We start from the raw sequence: 18,150 nt of genomic DNA, 5'->3' as shown, positions 1-18,150 counted from the left end.
TTTATGATCTTATAATGTCTCCTAAACTTTTAAACACTAACCTTTTAAACAAAATCTTACAATCTTGTTGTTACCTTTTTAACCATAATTTCTTTCCATTCTCTGAAAGTTCCCGACAAAATTTGTCTTCTTGCTTCGCGAACTAACCACATATAAAATCCAAGATTATGAATGGTTGCAATTTGTTTTCCTAAAAATTCGTTTGCAATAAACAAATGTCTCAAATACGCTTTCGAATAATCCGTATCTACATAAGTGTGCGCCATCTCATCTATTGAAGAAAAATCTTCTTCCCACTTTTTATTTTTGATATTGATAAATCCTTCAGATGTAAATAACATTCCATTTCGAGCGTTACGAGTTGGCATAACACAATCGAACATATCAATACCTAATGCGATATTTTCTAAAATATTGGCTGGTGTGCCTACTCCCATTAAATAACGAGGTTTGTCTTTTGGCAAAATAGCGGTTACCACTTCTGTCATGGCATACATTTCTTCCGCTGGTTCACCTACAGAAAGTCCTCCAATCGCATTACCAACTTGATTTCTACTGGCAATAAATTCCGCCGATTGCTTACGTAAGTCTTTATAGGTACTTCCTTGAACAATTGGAAAAAAAGCTTGTGAATAATCGTATTTAAATGGCAATGTATCCAAATGATTGATACATCTATCTAACCAACGATGTGTCATATGCATAGAACGTTGTGCATATTTGTAATCGCATGGATACGGTGTACATTCATCAAAAGCCATAATAATATCAGCACCAATAGTACGTTGGGTTTCCATTACGTTTTCTGGTGAAAAAAAGTGATAAGAACCATCTAAATGCGATTTAAACTTGACACCTTCTTCTTTAATTTTTCGTCGCCCTGATAATGAATAAACTTGGTAACCACCAGAATCGGTTAAAATATTTCTATCCCAATTCATAAATTTGTGCAAACCACCAGCTTTTTCTAATACGTCTAATTTAGGTCTTAAATACAAATGATAGGTATTTCCTAAAATTATATCTGGGTTAATATCGTTTTTCAATTCACGTTGGTGTACCCCTTTAACAGAAGCTACTGTCCCAACAGGCATAAAAATTGGTGTTTCAATTACACCGTGATCAGTTGATATAAGTCCAGCTCTTGCTTGGCTTTGAGCATCTGTTTTTAATAAATCGAATTTCATTATACTATTTTAAAGGGCAAATATAATTTAAAAGATTAGAAGTTAGAAGTTAGCTACTGGAAGTTTTTACAACTTTATAATAAAATTAACGCTAACGGATATTTAATGAAATAATTAATTTGCAAAATTGAAAAATAGTATTACTTTTGCATCCACTTTAATCAACCTCTGGCGAAAGACGTGTATGTTGCTTAGATTTAATGATTTATATAAACAATTATGTCAAATTTACTTGATTTCGTTCAAAACGAATTAGTATCGAAAAAAGACTTTCCTAACTTTAGCGCAGGAGACACTATTACTGTGTACTACGAAATTAAAGAGGGTGAAAAAACAAGAACTCAGTTTTTCAAAGGAGTTGTAATTCAAAAAAGAGGATCTTCTTCTACTGAAACATTTACAATCCGTAAAATGTCTGGAGCAATTGGTGTAGAACGTATCTTCCCAATTAACATGCCAGCTTTACAAAAAATTGAAATGAACCAAAAAGGTAAAGTACGTAGAGCAAGAATTTACTACTTTAGAGAACTTACTGGTAAAAAAGCAAAAATCAAAGAAAGAAGAGGTTAATCTTTTTATTTGTACTTATAAAAAAATCCCGATACAATCGGGATTTTTTTTTATCCTTATTTTTTGAGCTGTAAATTATTAAATCTGTAATTTTAAAGCCTTATTTTATCAAATTCGAAATTGTGCTATTTTTTATGGCTTACGAATTAAAATACCTCTAAATTTCTTATATTTGCTAACCTTAATTTAGAAATAAACAAACTATATAAAACATGTCAAAAATTTTTTATACCATTACAGACGAAGCGCCCATGTTGGCCACACACTCGTTTTTACCAATAATTAAAGCATTTACAAAGACAGCAAACATTGAAGTAGAAACTAGAGATATTTCATTAGCTGGAAGAATTTTATCTAATTTTCCTGAATATTTGAAAGACGACCAAAAAGTGGCTGACAATTTAGCCGAATTAGGTCAATTAGCAACCACTCCTGAAGCAAATATCATAAAATTACCTAATGTATCTGCTTCCATCTCTCAATTAAAAGAAGCTATAACAGAATTGCAATCACACGGTTATGCCATTCCTAATTTTGTAGAAGAACCTCAAAACGATAAAGAAAAAGAAATAAAAGCAAAATATTCAAAAGTTCTTGGTTCTGCAGTAAATCCTGTATTACGAGAAGGAAATTCAGACAGACGCGCACCTAAAGCCGTAAAAAATTACGCTAAACAAAACCCTCATTCAATGGGGACTTGGAGTGCCGATTCTAAAACAGAAGTGGCACACATGAATGAAGGTGATTTTTACGGAACGGAAACTTCTACAACCATTGAAAATGATTCGAAATTCAGAATTGTTTTTGAAGGAAATGATGGTTCAACAACAGTTTTAAAAGATTTTGCTAATTTAAAAGCTGGTGAAGTTATCGATAGTTCTGTTATGAGTTTAAGAGCTTTAAAAGAATATACAAAGAAAACAATTGCTTACGCAAAAGAAAAAAACGTAATGCTTTCTGCTCATTTGAAAGCTACGATGATGAAAATTTCGGATCCAATAATATTCGGAGCTATTGTTGAAACCTATTTTGAAGATGTTTACACTAAATATGCGAACTTATTCAAATCTTTAGACATTCATCCGAATAATGGTTTGCAAGATTTGTACAATAAAATTGCTGGAATTTCTGAAGAAGAAGCCATCAAACAAGATTTAGCAACTGCATTAGCCAACGGACCAAAAGTAGCTATGGTAAATTCTGATAAAGGAATTACTAATTTCCACGTTTCGTCAGATATTATTGTTGACGCTTCCATGGCTGCTTTAGCAAGAAGTGGTGGGAAAATGTGGAATACAGAAGGAAAAGAAGAAGATACCATAACCATGATTCCAGATCGTTCATATGCTGGTTTTTACAAAGCAGTTATTGACGACATGAAAAAATACGGCGCTTTAGATCCAAAAACAATTGGTTCCGTACCAAATGTTGGATTAATGGCTCAAAAAGCAGAAGAATACGGTTCGCATGATAAAACATTCCAAATTTCTGCCGCTGGAGTTGTTAAAGTGGAGAATGAAAACGGAGCAACTTTACTTTCTCAAAAAGTAGAAGCTGGTGATATTTTCAGAATGTGCCAAACTAAAGATGCTCCTATTCAAGATTGGGTAAAATTAGCCGTAAACAGAGCTCGTTTATCTGATACTCCAGCACTTTTTTGGTTAGATAAAGACAGAGCTCACGATAGAGAAATTATCAAGAAAGTTGAAAAATACTTAAAAAATTACGATACTACTGGCTTAGACATCAGAATTTTAGATGTAATGGATGCCATGTCTGAAACGTTAAAAAGAATTAGAGAAGGAAAAGATACTATTTCAGTTTCTGGAAACGTTTTGCGTGATTATTTAACCGATTTATTCCCTATTTTAGAATTAGGAACTTCAGCCAAAATGCTTTCTATTGTTCCATTAATGAATGGTGGTGGATTATTTGAAACTGGAGCAGGTGGTTCTGCACCAAAACACGTAGAACAATTTATTGAAGAAGGTTACTTACGCTGGGATTCATTAGGTGAAATTTTAGCATTAGGTGTTTCTTTAGAGCATTTAGGGCAAAGTTTAAATAATGAGAAAGCATTAGTTTTATCGGAAACCTTAGACCAAGCAACAGAAAAATTCTTGGCAAATGATAAGTCGCCAGCACGTAAAATTGGACAATTAGATAATAGAGGTTCTCACTTTTACATTGCTTTATATTGGGCACAAGCATTAGCGGCACAAGATAAAAACGCTGAATTGAAAACCTACTTTACCCCAATTGCTGTTGAATTAACAGCTAACGAAGCAAAAATTGACGCTGAATTAATTGAGGCTCAAGGTAAAAAACAAGAAATTGGTGGGTATTACCAACCAAATGAAAGTTTATTAGGCAAAGCTATGCGACCAAGTGTTACATTAAATGCAATCATAAATAAAATGTAAATTATATTTTCAAACTAATTAAAGGCGATGTAATTTCTTTATATCGCCTTTTTTAATTAACGCCAACTTAACAGATGTTTTGTACTATTTTTACGAAATTTGCGTCAAACCTCGAAAAAATTAAAATGAAAAAAAACAACTTTTTAACACTCTTATTTTTCTTACTCTTTGCAGCTGCATTTTCTCAAGAAAAAGTAACATTAAGCGGTATAGTAAAAGATCAAAAATCTAATGAAACGTTAATTGGCGTTACAATTTCTTTTCAAAATAGCACTATCTCTCGCACTTCATTAACTAATGAATATGGGTTTTATTCTATAACTTTACCAAAAGGCGAATATAAAATCAGTATTAATTCTTTGAGCTTTACAGAATTTTCAGAACGAATTACATTGGATTCAAATACCAAAAAAGATTTGTTTTTAAATGAAAAATCAAATGAAATTGAACAAGTTGTAGTAGCTGGAAACTCAAAGAAACTTCAAATTGACAAACCCGAAATGAGCGTCAATAAGTTAAGTATATCTCAAATAAAATCAATGCCAGCCATATTAGGTGAAGTAGACGTAATAAAGTCGATTTTAACTTTACCAGGCGTTACAAATGCGGGTGAAGGCCAATCAGGATTTAACGTTCGCGGTGGTGCTGCCGATCAAAACTTAATATTACTAGACGAAGCGACGATTTATAATTCTTCTCATTTATTTGGATTTTTCTCTGTTTTTAACGCTGATGCCATTAAAGATTTAAAACTATATAAAGGAGGAATTCCTGCCAGATTTGGCGGAAGAGTGGCTTCTGTTTTAGATATTTATCAGAAAGAAGGAAATAGTAAAAAATTCGGAATGAATGGTGGTATCGGTTTAATTTCAAGTAGAATATTAGCCGAAGGACCAATTGTAAAAGACAAAGGATCTTTCTTAGTAGCAGGAAGAAGTAGTTATGCCCATCTATTTTTAAAATTAGCCGACAATAACAACACCGCTTATTTTTATGACTTAAACACGAAAATAAATTATAAACTAAACGAAAACAACAACTTATTTGTATCAGGTTATTTTGGTAGAGATGTGTTTAGCTTAAACAACCAATTTATAAACACCTATGGAAATTCGGTATTAAACGTAAGATGGAATCACTTATTTAATGATAAATTATTTTCAAATGCTTCGTTTATTTATAGTGATTATTACTACGGTTTGACTTTAGATTTTATTGGTTTCAATTGGGAAAGCGGCATTAAAAACTACAACTTCAAATATGATTTTAAACATTATATTTCGGACAATTTTAAATTATTTTATGGAGCAAATGCTATTTATTACAATTTCAATCCAGGAAGAATTGAACCTATAGATTCAAATTCGAGCATAAATGAAAAGCAACTTGCCAAAAAACACGCCTTTGAACCTGCTTTTTATATAGATGCTGAACAAAAATTAATAGATAAACTTTCTGTAAATTACGGATTAAGATATAGTATGTTTTATCGATTAGGCGAACAAACTATAAACATATATGCAAATAACCAACCCGTAACATATGATGCAGATTTAGGTATTTACGAAAAAGCGACTCCGATTGATACCAAATATTATGGTAAAAACGAAACTATTGCCAGCTTTGACAATTTAGAACCTCGAATTGCTTTGGCATATACTATCAACGACAAGCAATCTGTTAAAGTTAGTTATAATAGAATGAGTCAATATTTACATTTAATTTCGAATACACAATCACCTACGCCTTTAGATATTTGGACACCAAGTGACAACTTCTTAAAACCTCAAATTTTAGATCAGTTTGCTGTTGGATATTTTAAAAATATAAAAAATGGCGATTATACTTTAGAAGTAGAATCGTTTTACAAAATGGTAAAAAACAGATTAGACTATATTGATGGCGCCGACCTAATTGCAAATGAAGCAATTGAGCAGGTGGTATTAGCAGGAAAAACTCGAGCTTATGGATTAGAAATTATGGCTAAGAAAAACGTAGGTAAACTTTCTGGTTGGATTTCATACACGCTTTCACGTTCGGAACAACAAACTGCTGGTAGGACACCTATAGAATCTGGAATAAACAATGGCAATTGGTACAAAACAGGTTGGGACAAAACGCATAATATTTATGTAACAGGAAGTTATAAATTAAATCAAAAATGGAGTTTTGGAAGTATTTTCACCTATCAAACGGGGCAACCGGTTACTTTTCCAACGGCACAATACCAATATCAGGGCATTAACGTTCCTGTATATAGTGATAGAAATCAAGATAATTTACCCGCTTATCATCGTATAGATATTTCTGCTACTTTAAATCCGACAAAAAACAAGGGAAGAAAATGGCAAGGCGAATGGGTTTTCTCTGTATATAATTTGTATGGCAGAAAAAATGCAGCGTCTATTAATTTCAGACAAAATCAAGATAGCGGATTGAATGAAGCGGTACGACTTTCTATTTTTGGAATGGTACCAAGTGTTACCTATAATTTTAAATTTTAATACAATGAAAAACAATATAAAATATTTGATTTTAGCAATTGGTTTATTTCTATTTGGTTGCGAAGAGGTAGTTGATGTAGATTTAAACAATAGCGAACCAAAATTGGTTATAGATGCTTCTATTAAATGGGAAAAAGGTACGCCTGGTAATGAACAATCTATAAAAATAACAACAACTGCTGATTATTTCAACAATACTGTACCAGTTGTAAATGGAGCAATTGTAAAAATAACAGATTCAAATAACATTATTTTTAATTTCTTAGAAGTAGGCACAACTGGAATTTATAAATGTAATAATTTTACACCTGTATTAAATGGCACATACACGCTAACTGTAACTCATAACGGACAAACATATACTGCTACAGACAAATTATATCCAGTTCCTGCAATCACTTCAATAGAACAAGATTTAAACGGAATTACAGGAGATGAAATTGAATTAAAATTTAATTTTCAGGATAACGGAGCAGAATCTAATTATTATTTAGAAGAATATAAAGTACCTTATAGACCCTTTCCTCTTTTAGGTGTGTTTAACGATGAATTTACTAATGGAAATCAAATGTTCTCATTACTAATTGATAAAGATTTAGCACCTGCTCAAAATATTAAATTTACGCTACACGGAATTTCTGAACGCTACCATAATTTCATGAATATTCTAATAAGCATTTCTGGCGGATTAAGCAATGGTCCATTTAGCACACCACCAGCAACTGTAAAAGGGAATATTATCAACCAAACCAATAGTGCAAACTATCCGTTAGGTTATTTTAGATTGTCAGAAGTGGATGTGAGAAATTATACAATTCAATAGCAAAATCATCATTTGTTTTTAAATTTGAATTTACAAAAATCAATAAAAAACAATAACTTTGACTTTTTTCAAACATCAACTCACAAAAAAAACAAACCATAAACTTTAATTATGTCTTCACACCATATAGTTCGCGACGACCAAGAACCTGCTTTAATTATTGCTAATGGTTTGGCTTGTAATATCGAACTTTTAGGACAACTTTTAGAATGGTCGCCATTAGTAATAGTTTTAGATGCAGCTATAGAACGTGTTTTGGATTTAGGCATAAAAGTGGATGTTTTATTAGGTGATTTTGATAGAAACTTTGATGCTCAATTTTATAAAGAAAATCATTATCCAATTGAAATTATTCATACTCCGGATCAAAATAAAACAGATTTGGAAAAAGCATTCGATTTTTTAATTCAAAAAGGACATAAAGCGGCAAATGTAGTATGGGCAACTGGCAAACGAGCAGATCATACTTTAAACAACTTTTCCACACTTGCTTCGTACAGAAATCAATTAAAAATTGTTTTATTTGATGACCATTCAAAAGTATTTCTCTTGCCAAATTCTTTCAAAAAATGGTATCCAAAAAACAGTATTATTTCGCTAATTCCATTAGGAAAAGTAGAAAATATTTGTACCGAAAATTTATATTACAAATTAGAAAATGAAAATTTAGAATTAGGTTATCGAACAGGAAGCAGCAATCACGTTAGCGAAGACGGAATAATAACAATCACTCACGAAAAAGGTAATTTATTATTAATAGAAAGTTTTGACTGATATGAAGAATTATGTATTGACTGAATTCGAACATATAAAAGGTATTGGTTCAGCTTCTGGGTTAATTTATTATCAAAATGTACTATTTATTATTTCAGACAATAGTACTTATTTATATCAATATATAATTGACAAAAAATTAGTACTTAAATTTCCTTTAGTAGATAATCCACAAGAAAATATTTCCAAAAAAGACAAATTAGACTTAGAAGCTTTGACTCATTTTGGAAATCAAATTTTTATTTTTGGTTCTGGTTCTACGGCACAACGAAATACAATGTTTTCTTTGAATTTAGAAAACGATGCTTTACAAAAAAATGATTTATCAATATTATATGAGTTTTTAAGGAAATTAGCTTCATTAAGCGATGACGAACTTAATATAGAAGGAGCTATTTGTGTAAATAAAACCATGTTGTTATTTCAAAGAGGTAATGGAAAAAACAGTAAAAATGGAATTTTCATTATTCCTGATAATGCATCACTTTCAAAACATTTTGTGGCTGTAAAATTACCAAAAATTAAAAACATTGAAGTATCATTTACAGATGCTATTTTAGTAGATAATTTCATTTATTTTTTAGCAACCGCAGAAGATACTATTTCTACTTATGAAGACGGAGAAGTATTAGGCTCACTTATTGGAAAAATGAAAAGTGATACATTTGAAATTGTAGAAACTCAAATTATATCAAATTCACAAAAATTTGAAGGCATTACATTATACGAAAACAACGATACAGAAATGCATTTTTTACTTTGCGAAGACAACGATACAGAAATTTTAGAATCAAAAATTTATAAATTAACCTTAAAAAAATAAATATGAATCCAATTTTTTACCAAAACATTTTTTTAGTAAAAGAAAAAATAGGGATGTTTAAAGCTTCTAATAACTTTGATATTTTTAATCCAGAAAACAATGAATTAGTATTAACATGTAGAGAACCAAATTTGGGCTTTTTCACAAAACTATTTCGTTTTACAGATTACAAAAGAATGACACCCTTTGATATAGAAATCAGAACCGCAACTGGCGAATTAACCATACAAATTAAAAGAGGCGTGACAATTTTTCGTTCCGACATTGATGTTTTTGATGGTGGTGGAAGAAAAATAGGCGTTTTTAAACAGAAATTCTTTTCTTTTGGTGGCCGATTTGAAGTACATGACCATCAAGATAAGCATTTATGTACACTACAAGGAAAATGGACAGGATGGGACTTTAAATTTAATAAAGAAAATAAAGAATTGGCTAATGTTTCTAAAAAATGGGCTGGTTTAGGAAAAGAATTTTTTACAAGCGCCGATAACTATGTAATAAACATTACAGATGTAGCTGAAGGAAGCAAACTACGTCCTTTGCTAATTGCAGCAGTAATGTGTATTGACATGGTTTTTAAAGAATAAAAAAAATCCCCAATTTTCAATGGGGATTTTTTTATTTAACAGAAGCTGCTTTGTCTTTCATTCCTATGGTTTCATAACACAACCTTAAAGTTGTTTTAGTGTCTTCATTTGTTACATCTAATTGATGAGCGCGCTCAAAATAAGGTAATGCTTTTAAAAACATTGCCTTTCTTTTAGCATTTAATTCATCATATTTTTTAATGTTTTTCAAATTTGCATTAATTTCTTCTACTAGTTTAGCATCGTCATTTAGCAATAAGAACCCGACATTATATTGTAATTGTGCATTGTTTGGATCTTTCTCTAAAATTCCTTCAATTAATTTTTGATACATTACAATATCATTATTTCTATAATAAATTGTAGCATGATCAATTTGAATTTGAGTATCATCTGGATTTAATTTAATTGCTTCTTGAAAATCTTTTTTTGCTTGTTCGTCATTTTTATTAAAAAAAGATAAAGCAAATATGCTTTTAGCAACTTCCTCCGGTTTTGAGGCGAATTTTTTCAAACCAGTACCACTAAAACCAACTGTTTTAATTTCTCTGTAATACTTTTCTGCATCAATATATTCTTCAGCTTGCATAGCTGTAATTGCTGCATTCTCTAAATTAGATACATCATTTGGATCAAGTTGATAAGTATTATAAAACACTCTTGATGCTTCTTTATATTTTTTTGAACTATTAAAAACAAATGCCATTTGAGTAAATATTGGCTTAAAAGAAGTTATTGTTTCATTAATATCCGCAGTAAATACCTTTTTCTCTTGATTTGCTTCAAAATCTAGTGTTTTACGCATAACTTGTACCATACTTGTAAATGCTTCAGGAGTAAATATTTTCTGAATCATCATTGGATTAGGTTGAGCTCCCATAGTTGACATTTCTGCTAATGGTTGCATAGCTTTATAGAAATTCGCAGCAACTTTATCATTTTCGGAAGTTGCAACAGCTTCTAACTTTAAAACGGTTTCTTTGTATTTAGAAAAATCATCCGCAGACAATTGGTCTTTATCATACAACTTTTTTAATGTTTTTAATTCATCTTTTTGAGCGTAAGTTGATGCTAAAGCCAACAGTAAAGCCCCTAATACAATTTTTTTCATTTCGTTACTATTTTAGTTTGAAAAAAAAGCCCAACGAATTGGGCTTAAAAATTATTCCAATTCTTCGTTGTTGTCTGGTTCAACCTCTGAATCATTATTTTCTGTTGTTTCTTCGTCAGAAGTATCAGCGTCCAATACTTCTATTGGATTTCCATCTTCATCTAATTGAACTACTTCTTCATCTTCACGTAATACCTTTGTTACCGCTGCGATAGAATCGGTTCCTTTAATATTAATTAATCGAACTCCTTGAGTAGCTCTACCCATAACACGAAGGTCAGATACCATCATACGTATAGTTAAACCTGATTTATTGATAATCATTAAATCATCATCATCTGTTACGTTATTAATTGCAATTAACGAACCTGTTTTTTCAGTAATATTTAAGGTTTTTACACCTTTACCACCACGATTTGTAATTCGGTATACATCTTCACCATCGTCATCAACTAATTTGGTACGTTTTCCGTATCCATTTTCAGTTACAACTAAAATTTGAGTTTCATTAATATCGTCTTTATTAACAGTTACAATTCCAATTACTTCGTCTGCTTCATCTTTTAAAGTGATTCCTCTAACTCCAGAAGCCGTTCTACCCATTGGACGTGTTTTAGCTTCTTCAAAACGAACCATTTTACCAGATTTCCCAGCAATCAATACTTGACTTTCACCATTGGTTAATTTTGCCCCTAATAATTCATCGCCTTCTTTAATAGTAATAGCAGCAACACCGTTAACACGAGGTTTAGAATACTTCTCTAAAGAGGTTTTCTTCACCTGGCCTTGTTTGGTTACCATAATTAAGTTATGACTCTTAATATAATCTTGGTCTTTTAAATCTTGTGTACAGATGTAGGCTTTTACTTTATCATCTGGTTCAATATTAATGATGTTTTGAATTGCTCTTCCTTTACTTACTTTTGTTCCTTCAGGAATTTCGTAAACACGCATCCAGAAACATTTTCCTTTTTGAGTAAAGAATAATAAATATTGATGATTTGTAGCTACAAATAAATGCTCTAAGAAATCTTGATCTCTAGTTCCTGCAGATTTTTGACCTACTCCACCTCTATTTTGAGTTTTGTATTCTGACAATGAAGTACGTTTGATGTAACCTGCGTGCGAAATAGTAACAACTACATTTTCATCGGCAATTAAATCTTCAATGCTAACATCTCCGCCAGAGTATTCAATTAAGGAACGACGTTCATCTCCGTATTTCTCTTTTATTTCAGCTAATTCATCTTTAATGACTTGCATTCTTAATTCTTTACTAGCTAATAATTCTTTCAAACTAGTAATTAATTTCATGATTTCATCGTATTCTGCTCTTAACTTATCTTGCTCTAAACCAGTAAGTTGGCGTAGTCTCATTTCAACAATTGCTCGAGCTTGTAATTCCGATAATTTAAATCGTTCAATTAATCTTGCTCTTGCTTCTTCTCCGTCTTTAGAACCTCTAATAATTTTAATTACCTCATCAATATTATCTGATGCAATAATTAATCCTTCCAAAATATGTGCTCTTTCTTCTGCTTTTCTTAAATCGTATTGTGCACGTCTAACGACAACTTCGTGACGGTGTTCTACGAAATAATGAATTAAATCTTTAAGATTTAACATTTGTGGTCTTCCGTTAACCAATGCAATATTATTTACACTGAAAGAAGATTGTAGTTGCGTAAATTTATAAAGCGTATTTAAAACTACATTTGGAACGGCATCACGTTTTAATTCATAAACAATACGCATACCTGTTCTATCAGATTCATCACGAATAGTAGAAATACCTTCTATTTTTTTCTCGTTAACCAAATCAGCCGTTTTCTTAATCATATCGGCTTTGTTAACTTGATATGGAATTTCTGTAACAATAATCGATTCTTTACCATTTACTTCTTCAAACATGGTTTTCGCTCGCATAACAATACGACCTCTACCTGTTTTAAAAGCTTCTTTTACCCCTTCGTAACCATAAATAGTTCCTCCTGTAGGAAAATCAGGTGCTTTTATATATTTTATTAATTCATCAATTTCAATATCGTTATTATCAATGTAAGCTAACGTTCCATCAATTACTTCTGATAAATTGTGTGGCGCCATATTCGTAGCCATACCTACTGCAATACCTGAAGCTCCATTTATTAACAAAGTAGGTACTTTTGTAGGCAACACTTTAGGTTCTTCTAAGGTATCATCAAAATTCAACTGAAAATCAACTGTTTCTTTGTCAATATCAGCTAACATTTCTTCAGATATTTTTCGCATTCTAGCTTCAGTATAACGCATTGCTGCAGGACTATCACCGTCAACCGAACCAAAGTTACCTTGACCATCAACCATCAAATAACGCAAACTCCATTCTTGCGCCATACGAACCATAGCGTCATATACTGATGTATCACCATGTGGGTGGTATTTACCCAAAACTTCTCCAACGATTCTTGCGGATTTTTTGTGGGCTCTATTAGAAAAAACTCCTAATTCATACATACCAAATAATACTCTTCTGTGTACAGGTTTTAAACCGTCTCTTACATCTGGTAATGCTCTAGATACAATAACCGACATCGAATAATCGATGTAGGCTGACTTCATTTCATCTTCAATATTAATAGGTATTAACTTTTCTCCGTCAGTCATAGGTATTTATTTAATTTTTACTGATTTTTTTTAAACGTGCCAATATACGATTTTTTGCCTTTTTTAAAAGCAAAATTTATAACAAAATCAAAATACTTATCAACAATAATTGAAGAAAATATTAATAAATAAATGGAAAATTTACTTTTATTTCTCGATTTTTTTTTGTCAATTAGCAGTATGCATTGTACCTATGAAAAATTCATAGTTTTTGCTCACGTTTTTAAATAGTTTAAAGATTTTATGGAAGATAATTTTTCGCCAAGAGTTAAAGATGTTATACAATTCAGTAAAGAAGAAGCCTTACGTTTAGGGCATGATTTTATTGGAACCGAGCACTTAATTTTAGGCATGCTTAGAGATGGAAATGGCAGTGCAATTGATATTTTAAACTTATTAAATATTAACTTTGACTTACTTAGAAAAAAAGTAGAAATTTTAAGTCCTGCAAACCCAAATGGGCTAACTACAAATGATAAAAAAAACCTACACTTAACGCGTCAAGCAGAAAGAGCATTAAAATATACTTTTTTAGAAGCGAAAGTTTTCAATACCACTTCAATTAGTACGGCTTTATTACTGTTGTGTATGCTAAAAAATGAAAACGATCCAACAACTAAGTTATTAAACAAGTTGAAAATAAATTATGACAATGTAAAAGATATATATATGAGCCTGAATTCAAACGAAAATGAAGATATTTTTAAAGATACACCAAGAGCTGAAAATTTCGATTCTGGAGAAGAAAATTATAAAGAAGATATACCAAATCCAATAAGCAATAGCGGAAATAAAACTACGAAAAAGTCGAAAACGCCTGTTTTAGATAATTTCGGAAGAGATTTGACTGAAATGGCTGAAGATGGAAAATTAGACCCTGTTGTAGGACGAGAAAAAGAAATTGAACGCGTGTCGCAAATTTTGAGTCGTAGAAAGAAAAACAACCCACTTTTAATTGGAGAACCCGGAGTTGGTAAATCTGCTATCGCTGAAGGCTTAGCAATAATGATAGTTAAGAAAAAAGTATCTCGTATATTGTTTAACAAACGTGTAGTAACGTTAGATTTGGCTTCGTTAGTTGCCGGAACAAAATACCGTGGGCAGTTTGAAGAACGTATGAAGGCCGTAATGAATGAATTAGAAAAAAACGATGATATTATTTTATTTATAGATGAAATTCATACTATAGTTGGGGCCGGTGGCGCTACTGGTTCTCTTGATGCAAGCAATATGTTCAAACCTGCTTTAGCAAGAGGAGAAATTCAATGTGTAGGTGCTACAACTTTAGACGAATATAGACAATACATTGAGAAAGATGGAGCCTTAGAACGACGTTTTCAAAAAGTAATTGTAGAGCCAACTACTATTGATGAAACTATTCTAATATTAAACAATATTAAAGGAAAATACGAAGACCATCATAACGTTAGTTACACACCAGAAGCTATAGAAGCTTGTGTAAAACTTACGAGCCGTTACATGACAGATCGTTTTTTACCCGACAAAGCCATTGATGCATTAGACGAAGCGGGTTCTCGAGTACACATTACTAATATTGAAGTGCCAAAACAAATTTTAGAACTAGAAAAACAATTAGAAGAAGTTCGCGAATTGAAAAATTCTGTGGTTAAAAAACAAAAGTTTGAAGAAGCTGCCAAATTACGTGACGACGAAAAGAAAATTGAAAAAGATTTAGCCATAGCACAAGAAAAATGGGAAGAAGATTCTAAATTAAACCGTGTAGAAGTAACAGAAGATAATGTAGCTGATGTGGTTTCTATGATGACTGGTATTCCAGTAAATAGAATTGCGCAAACAGAAACTAATAAATTAGCCAAACTACCTGAACTAATAAAAGGGAAAGTAATTGGACAAGATGAAGCGGTGCAGAAAATAGCCAAATCAATTCAAAGAAATAGAGCGGGTTTAAAAGACCCTAACAAACCTATTGGTTCATTTATATTTTTAGGTTCTACAGGTGTCGGAAAAACGCAATTAGCAAAAGTGTTAGCAAAAGAATTATTTGACTCAGAAGAGGCTTTAGTTCGTATCGACATGAGTGAATATATGGAAAAATTCGCTATTTCACGTTTAGTTGGGGCACCTCCAGGATATGTTGGCTACGAAGAAGGTGGACAATTAACTGAAAAAATTAGAAGAAAACCTTATGCTGTTGTCTTGTTAGACGAAATAGAAAAAGCCCATCCCGATGTATTTAACATGATGCTTCAGGTTTTAGACGATGGCTTTTTAACTGATAGTTTAGGGAGAAAAATCGATTTTAGAAATACCATAATTATCATGACTTCTAACATTGGTGCCCGTCAATTAAAAGATTTCGGACAAGGTGTTGGTTTTGGAACGGCTGCAAAAACAGCTCAAGCTGATGATTATAACAAATCGGTAATTGAAAATGCTTTGAAAAAAGCGTTTGCACCCGAATTTTTAAACCGTATTGATGATGTAATTGTATTTAATAGTTTAGAAAAACACGATATTGATAAAATTATCGATATTGAAATGGTAAAACTTATTTTACGTATTAAAGACTTAGGATATACGTTTACCATTTCTGAAAAAGCAAAAGATTTTATCGCTGAAAAAGGATTTGACAAACAATTTGGTGCACGTCCATTAAAAAGAGCCATCCAAAAATATGTAGAAGATGCGCTTGCCGAAGAAATAATAACCTCTAAAATTCATGAAGGCGATGAAATCTTTATGGATTTAGATGAAGCTTCTCAAGAACTAATTGTAACGGTAATGAAAACAGAAAAACCTGCTAACTAGCAGGTTTTTCTTTATAATTAAAAATGAAATTTTTATTTTAAGCACAAATAGAAACTAAAAAGCCCGCTAGTAAACTAACAGGCTTTAAGTTCATAAAAAAAGAACATTAAGTATCTTTTCTATATGTTAAATCACCAATTTTACCTGGCATTCTTTTTCCTTGTATATCATAAATAGCTCTAACCCATAATACACCAAGCATTGGAACAACAATAAAAGTTAATTTATTAAATTCCCAAGCTTTTGAAAAATCCAAATGTATGAAGTGCATTACTCCTTTTGTTAATCCACATGCATAACATTCAATACCTGCTAACTGATAAGACAAGCACACGCTTTCGCCTTTATCAAAGGTTGTAGCGGGAAAAAACAATAATACTATTGGAGCTAGAATAGTAACTATATTTGACGTGTAGAAAAAGATTTTCTTAATCATTTAATTAAAATGTTTTAGCGTAGCTACCATTTTTAGGTTGTAAGTCACCAGTGCAAATTCTGATTAAATCAATTAAAGCCCAGATTCCACAACCACCTAAAGTAAGTAATTGAACAACACCTTGCCAAGTGTAGCCTAAATAAAATCTGTGAATTCCTAATCCACCAATAGCAAAAGCTAAAATAGCAGCAATAATTTGACTTTTACCTTCACCAGCAATTGCAGGAGAAGATAATTCGTCTTCTTGATTTTCAACAACTACAGTTGTGTTTGTGTTGTTAGGAGTAGTTCTTTGAACTGGGAACGATGCATAAGTAGCTGTTAATGTTCCAACCATCAGCATTAAAGCTGATAAAAATAATTTGATTTTCATAAAAAAAATGTTTTAGATTTACACAAAAATAATAATTTAACTCAATCTGCAATGAAAAACATAAAATTTTTTTCAATTTTATTTACTCTATTTTTCTTAACTAATTATGCTCAAGTAAATTACGAATTTTATGGTGCTTTAAAATTAAACGGAAACGACAAAACCATCATCACATACAGATTAGTTTTCACCGAACAAAATGGAAAAATTAGTGGTTATTCAGTAACTGATTTAGATGGAGCACACGAAACAAAGAACGTAATTAGTGGTTTATTCGACAAATCTAAAAAGCAATTTACATTTCAGGAGAAAGAAATACTATATACAAAATCAAAATTTGATGAAAATTCATTTTGTTTTGTGAATTTTTCTGGAAAAGTAAAATTAGTTGAAAATACAAGTAAATTAGAAGGTGCTTTCAAAGGTTTATTTAATAATAAAACCAAATGTATTGATGGCACAATGTCTCTAATTGGTAGTAATAAAATTTATAATTTAGTAAATAAAGTAAATAAGAAATTACAAAGTTCTAAAAAAATAGATGCTAAAACCAAAAGCGAATCCAACCCAATTAAACTTATTGACAGTTTAAAAATCAATAAATTAAGTAAAGATCAGAATTTAAATGTGTTTTGGGAGTCTTCAATTTTGAAATTAGATATCTGGGATAATGGACAAGAAGATGGCGATATTATAAACGTATATCATAACAATAAATTGATATTATCTGAATACACAGTTACCAATAAAAAGAAAACAATAAATATCACATTAATTGGAAAAAACGATATATTCAAAATTGTAGCTGTAAATGAGGGAAAGATAAAACCCAATACCGCAAAATTAGAACTTCACGACAAAAACAGAAGTTTTGAATTATTAGCCACTTTGAATAAAAATGAAGAAGCGTCAATAACAATAATAAAAAAACCTGCTAATTAGCAGGTTTTTTTATTATGCAATCATTTATTTCTTCAAAAATGGCATTTTAACCACTTTTGCTTTAATATCTTTATTTCTAATTCTAATATAAATTTCAGAATCTGGCGTAGCTAAAGCGGTTGGAACATATCCCATTCCGATAGCAATTCCCATAGAAGGTG

15 protein-coding genes are annotated in these 18,150 nt (G+C 31.2%); 9 read left to right on the top strand and 6 right to left on the bottom strand.

The window, feature by feature from the left end:
• Nucleotides 1-56 precede the first annotated feature (56 nt).
• Nucleotides 57-1,187 (bottom strand): tRNA guanosine(34) transglycosylase Tgt, encoded by a 1,131-nt coding sequence (gene tgt, locus ACIQZ1_RS05885; RefSeq protein WP_396159922.1) that lies wholly within the window; start codon nt 1,185-1,187, stop codon nt 57-59.
• A 219-nt stretch (nt 1,188-1,406) separates the two neighbouring features.
• Between tgt and rplS the strand changes: the two genes are divergently transcribed.
• The 7 genes from rplS (at nt 1,407) to ACIQZ1_RS05850 (ending at nt 9,691) form a co-directional block, all read left to right on the top strand.
• The gene (gene rplS, locus ACIQZ1_RS05880) at nt 1,407-1,757 is read left to right on the top strand and encodes a 50S ribosomal protein L19 (protein ID WP_353078200.1); all 351 of its coding nucleotides are present in this window, start codon (nt 1,407-1,409) and stop codon (nt 1,755-1,757) included.
• A 212-nt stretch (nt 1,758-1,969) separates the two neighbouring features.
• Nucleotides 1,970-4,180, top strand: a complete 2,211-nt coding sequence (locus tag ACIQZ1_RS05875) for an NADP-dependent isocitrate dehydrogenase (RefSeq protein ID WP_396159920.1) — start codon at nt 1,970-1,972, stop codon at nt 4,178-4,180.
• A gap of 125 nt (nt 4,181-4,305) precedes the next feature.
• Complete coding sequence (locus tag ACIQZ1_RS05870; RefSeq protein ID WP_396159918.1) at nt 4,306-6,684, top strand: carboxypeptidase-like regulatory domain-containing protein; 2,379 nt, start codon at nt 4,306-4,308, stop codon at nt 6,682-6,684.
• A gap of 4 nt (nt 6,685-6,688) precedes the next feature.
• A complete protein-coding gene (locus ACIQZ1_RS05865; RefSeq protein ID WP_396159916.1) occupies nt 6,689-7,507 on the top strand; it encodes a DUF4249 domain-containing protein in 819 nt (272 codons plus the stop codon).
• A gap of 111 nt (nt 7,508-7,618) precedes the next feature.
• Nucleotides 7,619-8,281, top strand: coding sequence for a thiamine diphosphokinase (locus ACIQZ1_RS05860; protein WP_396159914.1), 663 nt, complete (start codon nt 7,619-7,621; stop codon nt 8,279-8,281).
• Between the two features lies 1 nt (nt 8,282).
• Nucleotides 8,283-9,104 carry a DUF6929 family protein gene (locus ACIQZ1_RS05855; RefSeq protein WP_396159912.1) on the top strand — a complete coding sequence of 274 codons (822 nt, stop codon included), beginning with the start codon at nt 8,283-8,285 and terminating at the stop codon, nt 9,102-9,104.
• 2 nt (nt 9,105-9,106) lie between these two features.
• The gene (locus tag ACIQZ1_RS05850) at nt 9,107-9,691 is read left to right on the top strand and encodes a phospholipid scramblase-related protein (protein ID WP_396159910.1); all 585 of its coding nucleotides are present in this window, start codon (nt 9,107-9,109) and stop codon (nt 9,689-9,691) included.
• 31 nt (nt 9,692-9,722) lie between these two features.
• Here the strand turns inward: ACIQZ1_RS05850 and ACIQZ1_RS05845 are convergent, their stop codons facing one another.
• Together ACIQZ1_RS05845 and gyrA are read right to left on the bottom strand one after the other, a co-directional pair.
• Complete coding sequence (locus tag ACIQZ1_RS05845) at nt 9,723-10,802, bottom strand: tetratricopeptide repeat protein (RefSeq protein ID WP_396159908.1); 1,080 nt, start codon at nt 10,800-10,802, stop codon at nt 9,723-9,725.
• Nucleotides 10,803-10,853: 51 nt separating this feature from the next.
• Nucleotides 10,854-13,448: a DNA gyrase subunit A gene (gyrA, locus tag ACIQZ1_RS05840; protein WP_396159906.1), complete on the bottom strand. Its 2,595-nt coding sequence runs from the start codon at nt 13,446-13,448 to the stop codon at nt 10,854-10,856.
• Nucleotides 13,449-13,691: 243 nt separating this feature from the next.
• Here gyrA and ACIQZ1_RS05835 point away from each other — a divergent pair, with 243 nt between their 5' ends.
• Complete coding sequence (locus ACIQZ1_RS05835; protein ID WP_396159904.1) at nt 13,692-16,238, top strand: ATP-dependent Clp protease ATP-binding subunit; 2,547 nt, start codon at nt 13,692-13,694, stop codon at nt 16,236-16,238.
• Nucleotides 16,239-16,344: 106 nt separating this feature from the next.
• Here ACIQZ1_RS05835 and ACIQZ1_RS05830 read toward each other — a convergent pair whose 3' ends face one another.
• A complete protein-coding gene (locus ACIQZ1_RS05830; protein ID WP_396159902.1) occupies nt 16,345-16,674 on the bottom strand; it encodes a DUF2752 domain-containing protein in 330 nt (109 codons plus the stop codon).
• Nucleotides 16,675-16,678: 4 nt separating this feature from the next.
• Entirely contained in the window at nt 16,679-17,047 is a 369-nt protein-coding gene (locus ACIQZ1_RS05825) for a TM2 domain-containing protein (RefSeq protein ID WP_396159900.1), read from the bottom strand.
• Between the two features lie 51 nt (nt 17,048-17,098).
• On the opposite strand from ACIQZ1_RS05825, the gene ACIQZ1_RS05820 reads away from it, so the two are divergent.
• Complete coding sequence (locus ACIQZ1_RS05820; protein WP_396159898.1) at nt 17,099-17,989, top strand: hypothetical protein; 891 nt, start codon at nt 17,099-17,101, stop codon at nt 17,987-17,989.
• Nucleotides 17,990-18,013: 24 nt separating this feature from the next.
• On the opposite strand, the gene ACIQZ1_RS05815 is transcribed toward ACIQZ1_RS05820, so the two are convergent.
• Nucleotides 18,014-18,150 (bottom strand): glycine cleavage T C-terminal barrel domain-containing protein (locus ACIQZ1_RS05815; RefSeq protein ID WP_396159975.1); only part of this gene is annotated, 137 nt, incomplete at its 5' end.

Origin of the sequence: Flavobacterium sp., from assembly GCF_044341185.1 — a bacterium.
Classification (GTDB): domain Bacteria; phylum Bacteroidota; class Bacteroidia; order Flavobacteriales; family Flavobacteriaceae; genus Flavobacterium.
This window is presented reverse-complemented; position numbering and strand designations above follow the sequence as displayed.